At 61.9% G+C, this 17,051-nt stretch carries 15 protein-coding genes and 1 pseudogene; 8 read left to right on the top strand and 8 right to left on the bottom strand.

All coding sequences use genetic code 11. From position 1 onward, the window contains the following. Window positions 1-88: 88 nt before the first annotated feature. Genes PSH96_RS17515 through PSH96_RS17500 form a run of 4 tightly spaced genes read right to left on the bottom strand, consistent with a single transcriptional unit; the run spans window position 89 to window position 4,703 of the window. The gene (locus tag PSH96_RS17515; protein WP_305454081.1) at window positions 89-1,336 is read right to left on the bottom strand and encodes an efflux RND transporter periplasmic adaptor subunit; all 1,248 of its coding nucleotides are present in this window, start codon (window positions 1,334-1,336) and stop codon (window positions 89-91) included. Beyond that, window positions 1,326-2,807, bottom strand: a complete 1,482-nt coding sequence (locus tag PSH96_RS17510) for a TolC family protein (RefSeq protein WP_305454080.1) — start codon at window positions 2,805-2,807, stop codon at window positions 1,326-1,328. The genes PSH96_RS17515 and PSH96_RS17510 overlap by 11 nt, the downstream gene beginning before the upstream one ends. Next, window positions 2,800-3,999 (bottom strand): ABC transporter permease, encoded by a 1,200-nt coding sequence (locus PSH96_RS17505; RefSeq protein ID WP_305454078.1) that lies wholly within the window; start codon window positions 3,997-3,999, stop codon window positions 2,800-2,802. Before PSH96_RS17505 ends, PSH96_RS17510 begins: the two co-directional genes overlap by 8 nt. Beyond that, a complete protein-coding gene (locus tag PSH96_RS17500) occupies window positions 3,996-4,703 on the bottom strand; it encodes an ABC transporter ATP-binding protein (RefSeq protein WP_305454077.1) in 708 nt (235 codons plus the stop codon). The genes PSH96_RS17505 and PSH96_RS17500 overlap by 4 nt, the downstream gene beginning before the upstream one ends. A gap of 359 nt (window positions 4,704-5,062) precedes the next feature. Here PSH96_RS17500 and PSH96_RS17495 point away from each other — a divergent pair, with 359 nt between their 5' ends. From PSH96_RS17495 to PSH96_RS17485, 3 genes are all read left to right on the top strand, one after another. Further along, window positions 5,063-5,815, top strand: a complete 753-nt coding sequence (locus tag PSH96_RS17495; protein ID WP_099550527.1) for a TetR/AcrR family transcriptional regulator — start codon at window positions 5,063-5,065, stop codon at window positions 5,813-5,815. Window positions 5,816-6,110: 295 nt separating this feature from the next. After that, window positions 6,111-7,031, top strand: a complete 921-nt coding sequence (locus PSH96_RS17490) for a hypothetical protein (protein ID WP_305454075.1) — start codon at window positions 6,111-6,113, stop codon at window positions 7,029-7,031. Between the two features lie 45 nt (window positions 7,032-7,076). Then, window positions 7,077-8,480: a YncE family protein gene (locus PSH96_RS17485; RefSeq protein WP_305454074.1), complete on the top strand. Its 1,404-nt coding sequence runs from the start codon at window positions 7,077-7,079 to the stop codon at window positions 8,478-8,480. A gap of 818 nt (window positions 8,481-9,298) precedes the next feature. Here PSH96_RS17485 and PSH96_RS17480 read toward each other — a convergent pair. The 3 genes from PSH96_RS17480 to PSH96_RS17470 all read right to left on the bottom strand — a co-directional run bounded on the left by PSH96_RS17480 (window position 9,299) and on the right by PSH96_RS17470 (window position 13,274). Then, entirely contained in the window at window positions 9,299-10,360 is a 1,062-nt protein-coding gene (locus tag PSH96_RS17480) for an FUSC family protein (protein ID WP_305454073.1), read from the bottom strand. Between the two features lie 148 nt (window positions 10,361-10,508). Continuing rightward, window positions 10,509-12,125, bottom strand: a complete 1,617-nt coding sequence (locus PSH96_RS17475) for an NADP-dependent glyceraldehyde-3-phosphate dehydrogenase (RefSeq protein ID WP_305454072.1) — start codon at window positions 12,123-12,125, stop codon at window positions 10,509-10,511. A gap of 78 nt (window positions 12,126-12,203) precedes the next feature. After that, window positions 12,204-13,274 carry an MFS transporter gene (locus PSH96_RS17470; RefSeq protein ID WP_305454071.1) on the bottom strand — a complete coding sequence of 357 codons (1,071 nt, stop codon included), beginning with the start codon at window positions 13,272-13,274 and terminating at the stop codon, window positions 12,204-12,206. Between the two features lie 128 nt (window positions 13,275-13,402). Between PSH96_RS17470 and PSH96_RS17465 the strand changes: the two genes are divergently transcribed. Continuing rightward, window positions 13,403-14,161 carry a helix-turn-helix transcriptional regulator gene (locus tag PSH96_RS17465; protein WP_305454070.1) on the top strand — a complete coding sequence of 253 codons (759 nt, stop codon included), beginning with the start codon at window positions 13,403-13,405 and terminating at the stop codon, window positions 14,159-14,161. Further along, window positions 14,158-15,018 carry a Dyp-type peroxidase gene (locus PSH96_RS17460; protein WP_305454069.1) on the top strand — a complete coding sequence of 287 codons (861 nt, stop codon included), beginning with the start codon at window positions 14,158-14,160 and terminating at the stop codon, window positions 15,016-15,018. Before PSH96_RS17465 ends, PSH96_RS17460 begins: the two co-directional genes overlap by 4 nt. 162 nt (window positions 15,019-15,180) lie before the next feature. On the opposite strand, the pseudogene PSH96_RS17455 reads toward PSH96_RS17460, so the two are convergent. Then, window positions 15,181-15,276: pseudogene (locus PSH96_RS17455) on the bottom strand (superoxide dismutase [Cu-Zn] SodC2); the annotation flags it as partial. Between the two features lie 303 nt (window positions 15,277-15,579). Here PSH96_RS17455 and PSH96_RS17450 point away from each other — a divergent pair. From PSH96_RS17450 to PSH96_RS17440, 3 genes are read left to right on the top strand one after another with little or no spacing between them, the layout of a single operon-like run. Next, window positions 15,580-15,852, top strand: coding sequence for a DUF2282 domain-containing protein (locus PSH96_RS17450; protein ID WP_305454068.1), 273 nt, complete (start codon window positions 15,580-15,582; stop codon window positions 15,850-15,852). Further along, window positions 15,849-16,253, top strand: coding sequence for a DoxX family protein (locus PSH96_RS17445; protein WP_305454067.1), 405 nt, complete (start codon window positions 15,849-15,851; stop codon window positions 16,251-16,253). The genes PSH96_RS17450 and PSH96_RS17445 overlap by 4 nt, the downstream gene beginning before the upstream one ends. A 21-nt stretch (window positions 16,254-16,274) precedes the next feature. Further along, window positions 16,275-17,036, top strand: a complete 762-nt coding sequence (locus tag PSH96_RS17440) for an alpha/beta fold hydrolase (protein ID WP_305454065.1) — start codon at window positions 16,275-16,277, stop codon at window positions 17,034-17,036. Window positions 17,037-17,051 lie beyond the last annotated feature (15 nt).

Raw genomic sequence — 17,051 nt, 5'->3', positions numbered from 1 at the left:
TGCCTGCGATGGCAGTGGGTCAGGCACAACTGTTTTAACTGACAGTCCGCTATCGCAGGCAAGCCAGCTCCCACCTTTGGATCTCCCTCTATTTTGAGGTTTTTACAAAGCCTGGCTTGAGGCCGAATACCTCAACACCTTCGGCGGTTGACTGTCCTGTGGTGACTTTAACCCGCTCCACCGGCTTATCCATCGCGGCTCGATATTCCACGGTCATGTCCGCCTGGATCGCCTGGCTCGGTACCACAATCGCTTGCGCATTGTTGTAGGTCACAATGGTCAACCGCGCACTCATCCCCAGCCGCACCCGCTGCAATTGCTGCGCGGTGAGTTTGGGGATCGACAAGGTGACCGGAAACTGCGCGCTGCCCTGGCTGTCGCTGGCAATCGCCAGGCCGCTGACCACGCTAACGGAGCCGGTCAGGCGCTCGCCGTCAAAGCCATCACCCATCACTTCCACGGCCTGGCCCTGATGCAACTGGTTGATGTCCAGCTCCGACACCTTGGCGACGATCTTCAGCCGTTCGATATTGGCCAGCCCGAATAGCACCTGCCCCTGGCTGACCTTGCTGCCGGCCTGCACCGGTACGTTGTTATTGGCTCCGCCAGGCGAGGAATTATTGCTGCCCGGCGCCGGGACGACGATGCCGGAGAAGGGCGCCTTGACCTCTTTACCTTCCAGCAGCTTATGCAAGGCGTCGTATTTCACCGTGGCGTTGGTCAACTCCATCTCGGCGATCTGGCGGTATTCGCCTTTGCCCTGATCCTGCGCCTGCCGCAGTTCGCTGCGGGCCGCGGCCAGGTCCAGTTGTTGCTGCTGGGTCTGCTGCTTGAGATCGTCCAGCTCGTTGCGTGGGATGATGCCGCGCTTGAACAGGTTTTCGCTCTCGGTGAGTTTGCGTTGGGTGTTGCCGGCGGTCATTTCTGCAGTGCGCAGGCTGCGGCGTGCGCGGCTGACGGCGGGGCTGCTGTCCCAGTCTTGCATTTCTTGCACGGTGCGCCGGGCCTTGAGCTGGGCGGAGAGGGCATCGCGCAGTTGCACTTCGAGGGTGGCCGGGTCCATGCGCAGCAGCACCTGGCCAGCTTCGACGCGTTGGCCTTGCTCGACCAGATTGGCGAGCACATTGCCGTCGAACGGCGCGGTGAGGGTGATGGTGGTGTCGGGTTCGATCTTGCCCACCAGGCCGATCTGGTGCACCAACGGGTCGGGCTTGACCGCCAGCCATTGCTCGGTCGCGGCGGGCTGGCTGGTGGCCGGGCTGCGCAGGGCAATGCCTGCGCCCGCCAACAGCACGATGATCAGGGCACCCAGCAGGTATTTTTTATTAGTAGTCATTGAGGGCGATTTCCCAACTTTCCAGCGTCATGCCCAGGGTCAAATCGAGCTGGGTCTGGGCGTTCAGATAAGCGATCAGTGCATTGAGCCGCGCGTTTTCGGCATTGCGCAGGTCAGTCTCGTAACTCAGCACCTGGAAGTTGGTGGAGCGCCCGGCGCTGAGTTTTTCCCGCTCGATTTCGATCTTGCGCCGCGACAGCTCGACGGCGCGCTGAGAGATTTCATATTGGCGCCAACGCGTGCCCAGGTCGCGCACCACGTCGTTGACACTGCGCTCCAGCTCCTGGCGCGCGTCGGTGATGCGGATCTCCTGATCTTCGACATTCACCCGCGCGCGCACCTCGGCCTGGCGGGTGCTGATGTCGCCGATGGGAATCTGCACCTGCACCCCGGCGTAGCTGTTCCACGTGCGGTTATTGTTGTTGCCGCTGTCATTGTTGCTGTAGGCATCGCGTAACTGGTTGGCGCCCGCCACCAAGTCTACTTGCCAGCGCCCGGAGTCCTTGGCGATCACCAGGTTGAGGTCGGCCTGTTGGCTGCCGAGCAGGGCCGCGAGGTACTCCGGCTGCTGGGTCTGCGCCAGGTTGAACGCTTGGCGTTTGTCGATGCTCATCGGCTTGGCTTCCAGGGCTTCGCTGGCGCGGATCGGCGTCGACAGGTCCAGCGCCAGCAGGCGTAGCAGGGCCAGGCGGCTGGTGTCGAGTTGGTTCTGGGCCTCTTCCACGCCCAGTTGCTGGGTGGCGATATCGGCTTCGGTCTGCACGATTTCGAACTCGGCCATGCGCCCTGCGCTGATCAACGCCTTGTTCACGTCCAGCAAGGTGTTGGAGCGTTTGAGCGCGTCCTGGACGATGCTCAACTGCTCTTGGGCGCGCAGCAGCTCACGGTAGGTGGCGATGATCTGGCTGATGGTCTGCGCTACGGTGGCCTTGAGGTTCAGGCGGTTGGCCTGCTCCGACAGGCGCGACAGGCGCAACGGCGCGGTGGTGGCGTCCCAGCCAGCGCCGCGCATCAGCGGTTGGATCAGCGCCAGGTCGAGGCCGTCGCTGCGGTAGCGGCCGGCGCGGTCAGCGTTGTTCAGTTGCTGGGTCCAGGCCATGCTCAACTGGGTGCCGTACTCACCGAGCAAGGTGGCTCTGGGCGCCAGGTTGGCATTGCGCGCGTTGTCGGCCGAGCCGCGACTTTGGCGGTAATAACTGTTGAGGGAGAGCTTGGGGTTGAAGGTGTCTTCGGCCACCCGCAAGTCGAACTTTTGCGCCACGCGTTGCAGGTACGCGCTGCGGATCGCCGGGTTTTTGCGCAGGCCCAGGTACACCGCGTCACCCAGGGTCATGGTAGTGACCTGGTTATTGAGCGATACACTGCGGTCATACCCACTGCGGGTGGTGCTCGGCGCCGACGGGTTGATCACCACGTCGGTGGCCATGGCCGGCAGGCTTGCCAGGGCGAGTAACCACAGCCATTTATTCATCGCGCAGGGCCTCCACCGGCTGCAGTCGCGAGGCCGAGACCGCCGGGTAGATGCCGAAGAACAAGCCCACCAGCAAGGTGCTGCCCACCCCCAGTGGCAGGGCGGCGGCGGCCAGGGCAAATTCCCAGCCCGACAGCCAGGCGTAGAGCCACGCGGCGGTCATGCCCAGCACTGCACCGCACAGCGCACCCACTGCCGTCAGCGTGACCGCTTCGAGCAAAAACAGATTGCGGATGTCACGCTGGCGCGCGCCCAGGGCCATGCGGATGCCGATTTCGCGGCGGCGCTCCGAGACATTCATCAGCATCACGTTCATCACGCCGACACCACCGCCGACCAGGGAAATCGCGCCCAGCGCCAGCAGCAAGTAGGCGAACGTGCGGCTTTGCCGGGTCATGCCATCGATCATTTGCTGGGGCACCTGAATGTCGACATCGTGGTCGGTGAGCTGGCGTTTCAGGGCAACGGCGGCCTCACGTGCGATGCGCTCCATGTCCTGGCCGGGCGCGGCGCGGATGATCACATTGCCGATCTGCGGCGTCGGGTAGATGCGTCGCATGCCTTCGGCGGGGATAAACAGCGATTCGTTGGCCTGCACCGGCATCAGCATCGCGCGGGGTTGGTTGTGCAATATGCCCACCACCAGGAACAGGTAATCGTTGATACGCACGCGGTCGCCCAGCTTCAGCGGGTTGCCCGGCGTGCCCAAGGCCTGGGCGACTTGATCGCCAATCACACCGTAGGTTTCGTTGGCGTCGAAGGCGGACAGAAATCGCCCCTCGCGCAGGGCCAGGCGCATGGCGTCCTTGATATCCGCGGTGCTGCCGACAAAGTTGGCGTTGGCCGTGCGGCCTTGGAACACCAGCGGCCCGCTGAACAGGCTGAGCGCGCCGATATGGGCAATGCCCGGCACGGCCTGGCGCACCGCGTCCAGGTCGAGGCTGGCGCGCATCGGTGCATTGCTGTTGCCTTTGGGCGGGAACTGGGCGATCAGGGTGTCGGTGCCCATGTCCTTGAAAATCATCGCCGCGTCCACCGCGGCGTTATGGCCGATATTGATCAGGGCCACCACCGATGAGCTGCCGATCACGATGCCCAGCAACGCCAGGATCGAACGTTTGCCCAGGGTGCGCAGGCTCACAAAGGCTTCATGCAGCAGTTGGCTCAGGCTCTGTTCGACCCGCTGGCTCATGGGCGCCCAGCCTCATGCACCACGCCATTGCGCACCAGGATCTTGCGCTCCAGGCGCTCGGCAATGTGTGCATCGTGGGTGACGATAATCAGCGTCACCTGCTGCTCGCGGTTCAGGGCCAGGAGCAGGTCCATGATCTCCTGGGCGGTGGTGCTGTCGAGGTTGCCGGTGGGTTCGTCGGCGAGGATCACCGACGGCTTGCCGACCAGCGCGCGGGCAATCGCCACGCGTTGGCGCTGGCCACCGGACAGGTCGGCGGGGCGGTGGTGGGCGCGCTCTGCCAGGCCGACTTGCTCAAGCATGCGCAGCGCCTGTTCCACCGACTCATGGCGCGACACGCCACGGTAACTGAGGGGCAGGGCGACGTTGTCCAGGGCGCTGAGGCGTGGCAGCAGGTTGAAACTCTGGAACACAAAGCCGATCTGCTGGTTGCGGATCGCCGCCAGCTCATCCGGCGTGGCGCGGAAGATATCGTGGCCGGCAAAGTGGTACTGGCCGCCGTCGGGCAAGTCCAGCAGGCCAAGGATATTGAGCAGGGTACTTTTGCCGGAGCCGGAGGCACCGAGAATGCCGCAACTGTCGCCGCGGGCGATGGACAGGCACACGTCATTGAGAATCGACAGGTGTTGCCCGGCGAGCTGATAGCTCTTGCCGATGCCTTGCAGGGAGATCAAGCCTGGGTGCGCGGGGGTCTCTGTCATCATGACTACGCCTGCAGTCTCGACGGTATCGCCACGCCCCCGGCAAAGCCTTGTAACAAGTTCGGGAACTGCCTGATACGCGCCACGGACTGGTTTTATTTCTTGTTTTTAAAATATTGTTTGAATAGTAACCGCGTTCAACGCGCTTCGCCAGCCATGGATGTAGAGCGGTTTCACCCCTTGTAACGATTTGCCAGTCGCTTGGCGGCGGCGCTTGAAAATCCCTTCGGCTAGCCTCGACAGGCCCGTTTATACAGGCTTTTCATAGCATGGCGCAGTGTCACTACTTGCTTTCGAAGGGCTGCCCCGGTATAAAAAATCAAATTATTTTTTAAAACAATATTTCCCACGTGGAACCTTTCATGGTCGCGAAGAAACTCAGCGCTCCAAACGTTACCAAGACTCGACTGCTGGATGCGACAGAGGCTCTTTTCATCAAATACGGCTATGACGCCGTGTTGCTCCGGCAGATTACCGAGCGCGCCCAGGTGAACCTGGCCGCCGTGAACTACCACTTCGGGGACAAGGATTCCCTGATGAAAACCCTGCTGATGCAACGCCTGGAGCCGCTCAACGAGCAGCGCCTGGAATTGCTCGCGCGCTGCGAAGCCGAGGCCGATGGCCCGCTCGACTGCGACACCTTGCTCGGCGTGTTGTTCGCCCCGGCCATGGGCCTGGAGCGCAGCGACCCGGCCAGCGGGGAAGGGCGTTCATTTATTCGGTTCCTGGGTCGGGTGTACAGCGACACCTCGCCGTTTATCCAGGAATACCTCAAGGTGCATTACCAGCCGGTGTTCCAGCGCTTCTTCGAAGCTTTCGCCCTGGCCTTGCCGGATCTACCGCGCAATGAGCTGGGCGTGCGCCTGCAATTTGCCCTCAAGGCGATTTCCGGGGTCATGGCCGGCACTGAACTGCGCCTGCTGATGAACTCCATGAGCCTGGGTCGCCCGGCCACGGACGCCGAGGTCATGGCCAAGCTGATCACCCTGGTCTCGGCCGCGATTCGCGTACCGCAACAAAGCCCCGAAGCCGAAACCGCGTTGGCCAAGGTGTTGGATACTCAGCGCGCCATTCGTGAACAAGCGGCTGCGCCCGCCACCAAGGCAGCGCGATAAGCCTTTATCCAAAGCAAAAAAAAGCCCGCTGGGGCGGCGGGCTTGATGTGCAACGTTTGTAACGGATGAGGCTTCACCCTACGTCTGCGGATGTGAATAAATCGTGAAAAATATGTAAGAAAATGAGTGGGTAACAACAGATGTTCGATCCCGCGTGTGTCTGTCGGATTTTTCCTGTAAGCCGACCATTCGTCGCCACTGTCATTTCTGACAGTAGATTCGATTAGAGCCCCAAGCGCCTCATTCACCTTGCCCGTCGCGCCGTTTCAGCGCGATAAACCAGCAAGGTATAGCCATGACCACTCCCACTGAAGAACTCTCTCCATCCCCTTATTCGGTCTACCCAGCTGTCCGATTGGCTGAGGCGCGTTACCCGGAAACCGCGACGTGGGGCCTGGGCCAGCGTGAAACCGACCCCAACGCGCTCTTTGCCTTCGAGAACTGGGCCGCGGCCACCGTCAACGATCTTTATGCGCTCTATGGGCCCGATTCGAGTATGCCGCTGGCTTCAAATGTCGTTACCAAGGTGGCTAATCGCTACAACCTGACCATCCCCAAGACCAAGATTCCGGAGGGCGAATTCCCGGTGTTCGGGGAGGTCAACCGTGCTGGCAGCGGTCAATTGGTGCGCTCGCTTCCTGAAACCTACCTGGTAAAAACCAAGCGTCCCGGAGGCCTCACGTTCTGGGCGTCCGAACAATTCCACAGAGGCCTGATCCTGTCGGTTGAGGGGTTCCCGGAGGGTGCGTTCCTTAATCCGAGCAACAGTACCGGCGGGTTGTGGTGCCTGATTAACAAGTACGAAAACGCCCGCAAGAACGACATCATCACCGTCGCCTACGGCGCCACGACCATTGAGCATGTTGTTAGCCCCGACGAGGCTGCCAGGCCGGGACCGATCCGGGTGTTTATCAGCCCGACGATTATCCAGACGGGCAACCTGTACGGTCCGGTGGGCGTGGCGTTTATGGTGCGCGATGTGGTGAACAACACCTCCGGGGAGAAGTACGCCTATTCCCGGCCATACATCCTCAACAGCGAACTGGACCCCAACCTGCTTGATCCGCCGATCTTTACGGTGGACGGGGTCGAGGCCTCTATCGTCGATCTTGATCTGTCCAGTGCGGCACATTTTGCGGCGCTGGTCACCTTGCCACGCAAGATGCCGACGCCGATCCCCAGCAACCGGGTTGTGCTGATAATGGTGATTACCTAGGTTACCGAGTATGGGGAGTCAACCCGAACGCTTCGTTTGCCGGCGGTGAACGACAGAAACCTGCGGGGCGAGAGCATTCCCATCGACAACGGCGTATTCAGCTCGTTGATGGATGCCAAGATCAGCCTGAGCTTTGAGTGGCAAACCGCTGGGGGGGTGGTGAACAATCGCTCGGGCACCACTGTGGTTCAAGTGGTCGGTACGCCCGCGTTGCGGCTCCTGGCGCCTTCCTTCGATAACAAAGCGGGCCCCCAGGTTGTCCTCGCCAGCAACTATCCGAGTGGCGCCGTTGTGGCCGTGGCGTTCCAGCGCATGAATGTGGCGCAGATCATCAGGCTCATATGGACCTTTGCCGATGGCACTGTCGCCAGTATTCCCGTGCAGGCCGGGGTGAGCAGCGGCCTGGTGCTGTTTTCCATCAGCGCCCAAATCATTGCGAAAAGCCCAGGCCAGCTCATCAAGTTGTCTTATGAGGTGACGACGGGGACCAAGACACAATCCTCGGCTATTCAAGAGCTGACGTTTCAAGCCCAGGGCGGCGGGTTGACCGGGTTGACCGACACTGTTGATGTCGGGACGGCTCCTCACTCGATCACTATCACCAACGATGGGCTGCGGGCTTTTGTAACCTGTCTGAATAGCCATGCGGTTTCGGTAATTGATATCAGGGCACGTAAAGTCATTCACACCCTCTTCAATGTGAACACGGCGTTCCTGTCGGTGCTCAGTCCAGACAACCGGCGTCTGTATGTGAGCAATTTTGAGGGGTCAAGTTACACCGTCATCGACACCTCCACGTACAAGATCCTTTCGACGGTTCCGATCGCGGGCGGCAACAACCCTGCGGGGCTCGCCATTACGGCGGATGGCTCGCGATTGTTTGTTGCCTGCACCAAAAATGGCTTTGTGTCCGTCCATGATACCGTCTCGGGCAACGTTCTCGGTCGCGTCGCCGTTGGGGTGAACCCATTCGGTGTGGCGGTCAACCCGGAACAAACACAGGTGCTCGTCGCTTCAACCTCGGGGTTGGATATCATCAGCGCCGGTACCCACAACGCGCTCGTGGCGAGAATCAATGGTGCCAATCGGCCCGCACAGATTGCCTTCGGTGCCGGTACCCCGGCGCGTTACGCCTATGTCACTGACGTTGATAACGTTCTGGTTGTTGACCTTATGAGTAACGCCATCATCCAAAAAATCGCGGGTATCAATTTGGCTTGGGGCATCACACGAAACCCGAATGCTCCGGAACTCTGGGTGAGCGGTGTCGGCCCTGGAGGGGTTGGGGGCCAGCGCGATTCGGTGTACATCATTAACACCAACACAAACCAGATTACTAAACGCCTCACCGGGTTCAGAAACACTGCAAACATAGCCTTCTCGCCCGCCGCCGGCGTAGCCCTGGTCGTCGATAATGCCGCGAACAGTGTGAGTTTCGTTCCGCTTTAAGGTCCTTCGGTTCCCCACGCAAAACGCACAAAACGTGCAATGGGACAGCACTGCGCCAGTGCAGGCTGTCCCTTTTTCGTTAACGCTGGCAATGACTCGCCGGCCTGGCCTCCCGCTGATGCCGCAAAACGGTCTCTACCATTTGTCGCTGCTGTCATTTCTGACAGTAGATTCGATGATTGCCTCAAGCGCTTCATTGACCTTGCCCGTCGCGCCAGTTGCGCGCGTCCTAACCCAGCAAGGTGATGGCCATGACCACCCTCACTGAAGAACTCTCACCGCCGCCCTATTCGGTCTATCCGTCTGTTTCGTTGGCTCAGGCCCTGTACCCAGAAACCGCGAACTGGACCCCAGCCTGCTTGAACCGCCGATCTTCACGGTCAACGATGTCGAAGCCTGCGTCCTCGATCTGGATCAGTGCAGCGCGGCACGTTTTGCGGCGCTGGTCGCGTTGCCGCGCAAGACGCCGACGCCGAACCCGAGCAACCGCGTTGTGCTGATATTGATGATCACCCAGGTTACCGAGTATGGCGAGTCAACCCGTACGCTTCGTTTGCCTGCGGTACCGATAGAAACCTACGGGGGGAGTCCATTCCTATCGGCAACGGGGTGCTCAGCTCGCTGACGGATGCCACGATCAGTCTAAGGTTCGAGTGGCAAACTGGCACTGGTTCGCCACTGGGGCGTTCGGGCACCAGTGTGGTCAGGGTAGTAGGCACACCGATTCCCGATGTGTTGCCCTACCCAATGCTTAACGGCGCTTCAAACACCGTCGGGACAGCGCTACTTAACCGTACGCTGTCCCTTTTGCATGCCCGTCAAATCTTCCAGTGACTCGCTGTCTTGGCCAGCCGCTGGCGCATGGCATCCATATGCGCCGCCAGTTGCAACGTCAACAACCGATACCCGTCCAGCGCATTCTGTACCGGCGCTTCCAGCGCCTCGTCATCCGTTGTGTGCGTGGCAGGCCGTTCCAGCCGCTCGGTAAACCCCAGCTTCAATGCCCGCGCCATGCCCACCCACTGCACCCGAATCTGCCGGTGCTCCGCCTTCAACATCACCTGCATCCGTGCCGTCGCCTGTTCATCGCGTGGATCGGGCCGGGTATTGCCGAGAATCTCCAGGGTGCTGATGCACATGCGCAGATGCCGTTGGATCGCATCCAGTTCGGTCATGGAGATGCGCACTTCCTTGGACACTGACGGCATCAACGAGCGCAACTGCAGCATGGCCGCATTCAATCGGTTGAGCAGTTTCAAGTGTTCATCATCCGTGACCGACTGGCCACTGATGATTCGGCTATAGATTTGCGCGCAGTCGCGCAAGGCGCTGGCCAGGTTGTAGCGCCACGAATACACCGCGTACAGCGGCAGGGCGAAGGAAAACGCCAGCGCCAGCACAATGCCGATAAGGATATCGACGGTGCGCCACAAGCCATCGGAGATCGGGTTGTCGCCGTGGCCGGCAACGATAAACACCGTGATCGCCGACAGCAGCGCGATGTAACCGCCCTTGCCGATGGCGTGATAGGAAAAGAACCCGCACACCACCGACATCAGCAGGTAGGTCAGCAGCGGTATGCCGAAATAGGCCTGTTGCACCACCAGCAGCAGGCCGACGCTGGCACCGATCAGGGTGCCGTAGGCACGCTCCACGGCTTTTTTGCCGATATTGCCGTGGTGCTGCAAGCCGCCGATCACGATCAGCATGGTCACCGAGGCCCACTCACCGTGGGGCAGGTTGATGCCGGTGGTGAGCAGGATGGTTGCCAGCAGGCCGATGGACACGCGCACGGCGTGGATCAGCTTGGCATGGCGGTAACGGCGGTACGGGTCGAGCAAAGGGCGCAACAGGCGCCGGGCGAAGAAGGGCAGGTTCATCGGTATTAAAGTGGCCTCGGTAGTCGGGGTAAACCGGATCGAATGTGGGAGTCGGGCTTGCCCGCGATGCAGGCACCTCGGTCTTTCAGCCAGACCGCAGTGATGCTATCGCAGGCAAGCCAGCTCCCACATAGAGCTGTTTATGTCTTTAGAAAATGTAATCCGTGGTCAGGAAACTCGAATCACGGTTGCGCAAAATATCGCTGACCAGCGCCTTGTTGCTCTCCTGGAACTTGGTCGCCACCAAGGTGCGGATCGAGAACACGCGCAGCGCGTCGTGCACCGACAGCGTGCCCTCGGCCGAGTTCTTGCGCCCGTTGAACGGGAAGGTGTCCGGCCCGCGCTGGCACTGGGCGTTGATGTTGATACGCCCGACCTGGTTGGCAAACGTGTCCACCAGCCGGCCGACTTCCACCGCATTGGTGCCGAAAATGCTCAACTGCTGGCCGAAGTCCGAGTCCAATACGTACTCGATCACGGTTTCCAGGTCACGGTACGGCACGATCGGCACAACGGGGCCGAACTGTTCCTCGTTATACACACGCATCTGCGGGTTCACCGGGTACAAAACGGCGGGGTAGAAGAACGAACCGCGACTTTCGCCGCCATTGGGGTTCACCACTTTGGCGCCGTGCTGCTCGGCATCGGCCACCAGTGTATTGAGGTAGTCGACCTTGCCGACTTCCGGCAGCGGTGTCAGCGATACGCCGTCTTCCCAGGGCATGCCGGGTTTGAGCGTGGCCAGTTTGCTGTTGAATTTCTGGATGAAGCTGTCGACCACATCTTCATGCACAAACAGGATCTTCAGCGCGGTGCAGCGTTGGCCGTTGAACGACAAGGAGCCTGTGACCGCTTCGCTCACGGCATTGTCCAGGTCGACCTCGGGCAGCACGATGCCGGGGTTTTTTGCGTCCAGGCCCAGGGCTGCGCGCAAACGGTGTGGCTTGGGGTGCAGTTTTTTCAGGTCGCTGGCGGCCTTGTTGGTGCCGATAAACGCAAAAATGTCGATTTTGCCGCTGGCCATCAGCGCGCTGACGGTTTCGCGGCCGCTGCCGTAGATCACGTTGATCACGCCGGCCGGGAAGCTGTCACGGAACGCTTCCAGCAACGGGCGAATCAGCAGCACGCCGAGCTTGGCCGGCTTGAACACCACGGTGTTGCCCATGATCAGTGCCGGGATCAACGTGGTGAAGGTCTCGTTGAGCGGGTAGTTGTAAGGGCCCATGCACAGCGCCACGCCCAGTGGCACGCGGCGGATCTGGCCGAGGGTGTCCTGTTCCAGCTCGAAGCGGCTGGAGCGGCGGTCGAGTTCCTTGAGGGCGTTGATGGTGTCGGTGATGTAGTCGCAGGTGCGGTCGAATTCCTTCTGCGAGTCCTTGAGGTTCTTGCCGATTTCCCACATCAGCAGCTTGACCACCGCGTCGCGTTGTTCGCGCATGCGCCGCAAAAAAGCTTCGACATGCTGGATACGTTCGGCCACGCGCATCGTCGGCCATTCACCCTGGCCGCGGTCGTAGGCGCGCACGGCGGCGTCCAGGGCGGTGAGGGCGGTGTCGGCGTCCAGCAGCGGCGTGCTGCCGATGTGCACGCGCTCATCGCCCAGTTGCACCGGGCTCTGCACCTTGGCCAGTGGGCCGTTCCACACCTGCAGCTGGCCGTCGACCAGGTAATCACGCTGTTCGATGGGCGCTGCCAGGCGGAATTGCTCGGGAATGTCGCTGGCGGCGGTGGGAAACAGCTGGGCGAGCAGGTTACTGGTGGTCATGTCGCTACCCCTGGAATAGTTGCAAAACATGACTAGAGAGTCACCCATCCAAGGGCTGTGTGGCAAGCGCCAGACGCGTTACAGCAGCGCGCCGGCCAGTGCCACGCCCAATGCTGCGCCGATCTGTCGCGCCGTATTGAGGATGCCGGCGGCGATTCCGGCCCGCCCCTGCGGCACCGCATTCATCAACGCGGCCGTGGCGGCAGGGGTGATCAGCCCGGCAGCCAGGCCAATCAGCGGCATGGGCACCACGATCAAGGCGTAGTCGGGCGTTGCGCCGCCCATCAGCAACAGGCCAAAACCGGCCACGTAGAGCATCAGGGCGCCACCGATCAGCCTGCGGCTGCCAAAGGCGCGCATGAACTCGCCGGCCATCAGGCTGCCGATGCTCACCAACACTGTCAGCGGCAGGAACGCCACGCCGGTGCGCAGCGGCGAGAAGCCCAGGGTCCGCTGGAAATACAGGCTGAGTACAAACATCAGCCCATACAGCAGCAGCGCCGACAGCAGTGACACGGCCACACACAGGCTGAACACGCGGCTGCCAAACAGCTGCACGCTGAGGCGCAGCCAGCCTGCGGCGCGGGGCTGTCTGGCACTGGCGGCAAGGCGCGCGCTGAGGCCGACGGCGATCAGCCCCAACGGCAGGTTGACCAGAAAGATACTGCGCCAGCCCAGCGTCTGGATCAGCACGCCACCCACCAACGGCCCGGCTGCCATGGCAATGCCGCCGCACCCGGCCCACAGGCTGATGGCTGTCGCGCGGCCTGCGGGGTTGCCTGCATACGCCTGATTGATCAGCGCCAGGGACGCCGGCACCAGCAACGCTGCGCCGACACCTTGCAGCACCCGCGCGGCCACCAGCAGGTTGATGTCGCTGGCCACGCCACACAGCAGCGAGGCCAGGGTAAACACCAGCAAGCCGGTCATATACAGCCTGCGCGCCCCAAAGCGATCCGCCATCGCACCGCCGGCCAGCAGTAGGCAACCAAAGGTCAAGGTGTAGGCGCTGACCACCCATTGCAGTGCGCCGGTGTTGCTGTGCAGCGCTATCGCGATGGGGTCCAGCGCCACATTGACGATGGACGTATCGAGGATCACCAGTACATAGCTGAGGCTGGTCGCGGCCAGCACCTTTCGTTGTGGCATGCACATCTTCCTTGAAAAGACACAGGCGGCGAATCTAGCGCGCGGCACGCTGCAGATGCTTCGACGCCGATCGAAGCATGCTTGCCTGCGTCACGCTTATACTGCGCAGGTCCCGTTGGAGAGCCGCCATGTCGAACCCATCCACCTTTACCGAGGTTGCCGCGCTGCTCGCCGAGCCCGCCCGCGCCGCGATGCTGTTGGCGTTGTTCGACGGGCGCGCGTTGCCTGCGGGTGAACTGGCCTTTGCTGCCGGCATCACCGCGCAGACCGCCAGCACCCACCTGGCCAAATTGGTCGCCGGTGGTTTGCTCGCTTGCCAAACCCAGGGCCGGCATCGCTATTACCGCCTGGCCGGGGAGCATGTGGCCCAGGCGATCGAGTTTCTCAGTGCGATTGCGCCGTTGTCGGCGATCGTGCTCAAACCCCAAAGCCGCGAGGCCCAAGGGCTACGGTTTGCGCGCTGCTGCTACAACCATCTGGCCGGGCAGTTGGGCGTCGCGGTGACCCAGGCGCTGGAAAAACGCCATTACCTGCGCGCCGTCGGCGATAAACACTATAAAGTGCTGCCCGCAGGCGCAGCCTGGTTGCAGACCCTGGGCATCGACTCAAGCGCCTTGAAACCTGCGCGCCAATGCCTGGACTGGACCGAGCGCACCCATCACGTGGCCGGCCCGCTCGGCGTGCAATTGTTCAGTGCCTGGTGCGATGCCGGTTGGTTGCGCCGCGCCAAGGATTCACGTGCGGTGCGGGTCACGCCCAAAGGCTGGGCGCAGTTCAAGGCGCAATTGGGCCTGGAACCGCGTGATCTGGAAAACCTTGAGCACAAGCCCGCGTGTGCCCTGCCTGTTGGGGTAAACTGCGCGGCTTTTCAGAAGGAGTTCACATGAGTCACTACCAGCCGGGCATTCTTGCCGCACCGGTGCCGTTGCAGGCACGCCATCTGTTTTTTGCCGTTGACGTATTGGCAGCCGTACCCGCCGCGTTGGACGCGCTGGTGCAGTTGGCGGACGCGGGCGCAGTGGTCGGTTTTGGCGAGCCGCTGGTGACTTCGCTCGGCGCGCACATTGAAGGGCTGCGCGCATTCCCCGCCGTCACGGGCCCCGGCGCGCATAACCCGTCTACTCAGCAGGCGTTGTGGGTGTGGCTGCACGGTGTGGATCGCGGTGAACTGCTGCTGCGCAGCCGCGCATTTGAAAAAGCCCTGGCCCCGGCATTCCGGCTGGTGCAGATGACCGAAGGCTTCCGCTACAAAACCGGCTTCGATCTGACCGATTACGAAGACGGCACCGAAAACCCCCACGACGACGCCGCCGTCGAAGCCGCCCTCACCGACAGCGGCGCCAGCTTTGCCGCGATCCAGCAATGGCAACACGACCTCGACGGTTTTGCCGCGTTGCCCGGCCAGGAGCGTGACCACATCATCGGCCGCCGCCATGGCGATAACGAAGAGCTGGACGACGCCCCCGAATCTGCTCACACCAAGCGCACCGCCCAGGAAAGTTTTACCCCGCAAGCCTTTGTAGTGCGCCGCTCGATGCCGTGGGCCGAGAACGGCCAGGCGGGGTTGATGTTCCTGGCGTTTGGGCATTCCTTCGATGCGTTTGAAGCGCAATTGCGGCGCATGAGCGGGTTGGAAGACGGGATTGTGGATGGGTTGTACCGGATCAGTACGCCGTTGACCGGTGGGTATTACTGGTGCCCGCCGGTGAAGGATGGGCATTTGGACCTGAGCGCATTCGTCTGATCCCCCAGATCTGAAACGGTGTGGGGGTCTGTGGCGAGGGAGCTTGCTCCCGTTCGACTGCGCAGCAGTCGCAGCTATCCTGGGGGCGCTTCGCACCCCAGCGGGAGCAAGCTCCCTCGCCACACAAGCCAGCTCCCACCGTTTGATTTGTGTGGGTGCTTGGATCACGCCCCACACTCCGCGCTCACCGCCACCACCCCGCAGCTTGGGCATGTCCGAATGGTTGTCGCCATCGGCATGGATCATCAGCGCCCGGCCTTAAATTCAGGGTGATCTTTGTGCTCGTTGGCGACCTGGGGATGCCTTCGTTCGCGAACACCAATAGTTCTAATGGTGCCGTTCGAGGTGCCGAATAAAACGCTGGGGATTTGGCGGTGCTCTAGTGGCTTTGTATTACAAAGTATCCCCGCGCCACCTTGATACATCGGCATGACGTTCTGGCGTGTCGGCGACACAGACCGGATACACGCCTGGCTTTAACTCTGCTCACCAGCTGGCGCAGGCGGTCACTCACCGCCACACGCGCCCTGGCCACACTCAGTCAAGCCAGGAGATACACCGATGAAGCGACCCTATGCGGCCCTTGCGGCCACTTTCGCCCTGTCCCTCAGCGCCCTTGCGGCGATGGCCCATGCCGACGACGCCAAGCCCCAGGAAAAATGCTTCGGCGTGGCCCTCGCCGGTGCCAACGACTGCGCCGCCGGCAAAGGCACCTCGTGCGCCGGCACCGCCACCGCCGATTACCAGGGCAACGCCTGGGTATTGGTCGACAAGGGCACCTGCACCCAGATCAAGACGCCCAAAGGCTTCGGCAGCCTGACGGAACAGCCGTGATCCAGCGCCTGTTGCCCCAGGCGCTGCTGTTGCTGGTGGCCCGGCTGGGCATCGCGGCGGTGTTCTTTTTGTCCGGGCGTACCAAGGTCAGCGGATTTCTGAGCCTCAAGCCGTCGACCTACACCCTGTTCCGTTCGGAGTACGCCTTGCCGCTGATCCCGCCGGACTGGGCCGCGTACCTGGCGACCTACGCCGAACACCTGTTTGCGCTCTTGCTGGTGCTGGGCCTGCTGACGCGCCCGGCGGCCGCCGCGCTGCTGGGCATGACCCTGGTGATCGAGGTGTTCGTGTACCCCGAGGCCTGGCCGACGCACCTGACCTGGGCCGGCCTGTTGCTGCCACTGCTGGCCTATGGCGGCGGAGCGTGGTCGCTGGATCGCCAGCTGTTCGGCAAACCTTGACAACCCTGATGGAGATACCCGATGCGCATGCTTTCTTGTTTGACCATGGCCGTGGCCCTGACGGTCCCCGTACTGGCCCAGGCGGCCGATACACCGCAGCCCGGCACCGGTAAAAGTGTGGTGATCGTGCCCGGTTCATTTGTCGACGGTTCCGGTTGGCGTGTGGTGCACGACATCCTGATTCACAAGGGCTACAAGGTCACCGTGGTGCACCAGGGCCACGAAAACCTCGCGGCGGATGTGGCCGAGGCACGTGAAGTGCTGGAGCAGCAAGTCGGCCCGGTGGTCTTGGTGGGCCACAGTTCCGGTGGCGCGGTGATCTCGATTGCCGGCGACCGCGACAAGGTCAAGTCGATGGTCTACGTCTCGGCGCTGCAGCCGGAGGTGGGCGAGAACATGGCCCAGTTGATCGGCTCGATGCCGGCGCCCAGCGATGACATCAAGCAGAGCCGCGACGGCCATTTGTTCTTCGATCGCAACAAATACAACGCCGATTTTGCCGCTGACCTGACCCCCAACCGCACCGACTTCATGGCCGCCTCCCAAGTGCCGGCCACCACCGCCTTGTTCGGCGGCACCGTGTGGGCGGCGGCGTGGCACAAAAAGCCGACGTATGCCGTGGTGTCCACCGAAGACCGCGCGCTGAGCCCCGCGCTGCAGCGCTGGATGTACCAGCGCGCCGGTTCCAAGGTCACCGAAATCAAGGCGAGCCACTCGGTGTACATCTCCCAGCCTGAGGCGGTGGCGAAGGTCATCGAAGACGCTGCTTCCGTTATCAAATAATTGCTCTCACCCCAC

The organism is Pseudomonas sp. FP2338, from assembly GCF_030687515.1.
Taxonomy (GTDB): Bacteria; Pseudomonadota; Gammaproteobacteria; order Pseudomonadales; family Pseudomonadaceae; genus Aquipseudomonas; species Aquipseudomonas salomonii.
The sequence above is the reverse complement of the archived record's forward strand: the minus strand, read 5'-3'. Positions and strand labels throughout refer to the sequence as shown.

Coding starts and splice junctions, on each gene's coding strand:
- PSH96_RS17515 (WP_305454081.1), bottom strand. CDS start 1,336: ATGACTACTAATAAAAAATACCTGCTGGGTGCCCTGATCATCGTGCTG.
- PSH96_RS17510 (WP_305454080.1), bottom strand. CDS start 2,807: ATGAATAAATGGCTGTGGTTACTCGCCCTGGCAAGCCTGCCGGCCATG.
- PSH96_RS17505 (WP_305454078.1), bottom strand. CDS start 3,999: ATGAGCCAGCGGGTCGAACAGAGCCTGAGCCAACTGCTGCATGAAGCC.
- PSH96_RS17500 (WP_305454077.1), bottom strand. CDS start 4,703: ATGATGACAGAGACCCCCGCGCACCCAGGCTTGATCTCCCTGCAAGGC.
- PSH96_RS17495 (WP_099550527.1), top strand. CDS start 5,063: ATGGTCGCGAAGAAACTCAGCGCTCCAAACGTTACCAAGACTCGACTG.
- PSH96_RS17490 (WP_305454075.1), top strand. CDS start 6,111: ATGACCACTCCCACTGAAGAACTCTCTCCATCCCCTTATTCGGTCTAC.
- PSH96_RS17480 (WP_305454073.1), bottom strand. CDS start 10,360: ATGAACCTGCCCTTCTTCGCCCGGCGCCTGTTGCGCCCTTTGCTCGAC.
- PSH96_RS17475 (WP_305454072.1), bottom strand. CDS start 12,125: ATGACCACCAGTAACCTGCTCGCCCAGCTGTTTCCCACCGCCGCCAGC.
- PSH96_RS17470 (WP_305454071.1), bottom strand. CDS start 13,274: ATGCCACAACGAAAGGTGCTGGCCGCGACCAGCCTCAGCTATGTACTG.
- PSH96_RS17465 (WP_305454070.1), top strand. CDS start 13,403: ATGTCGAACCCATCCACCTTTACCGAGGTTGCCGCGCTGCTCGCCGAG.
- PSH96_RS17460 (WP_305454069.1), top strand. CDS start 14,158: ATGAGTCACTACCAGCCGGGCATTCTTGCCGCACCGGTGCCGTTGCAG.
- PSH96_RS17450 (WP_305454068.1), top strand. CDS start 15,580: ATGAAGCGACCCTATGCGGCCCTTGCGGCCACTTTCGCCCTGTCCCTC.
- PSH96_RS17440 (WP_305454065.1), top strand. CDS start 16,275: ATGCGCATGCTTTCTTGTTTGACCATGGCCGTGGCCCTGACGGTCCCC.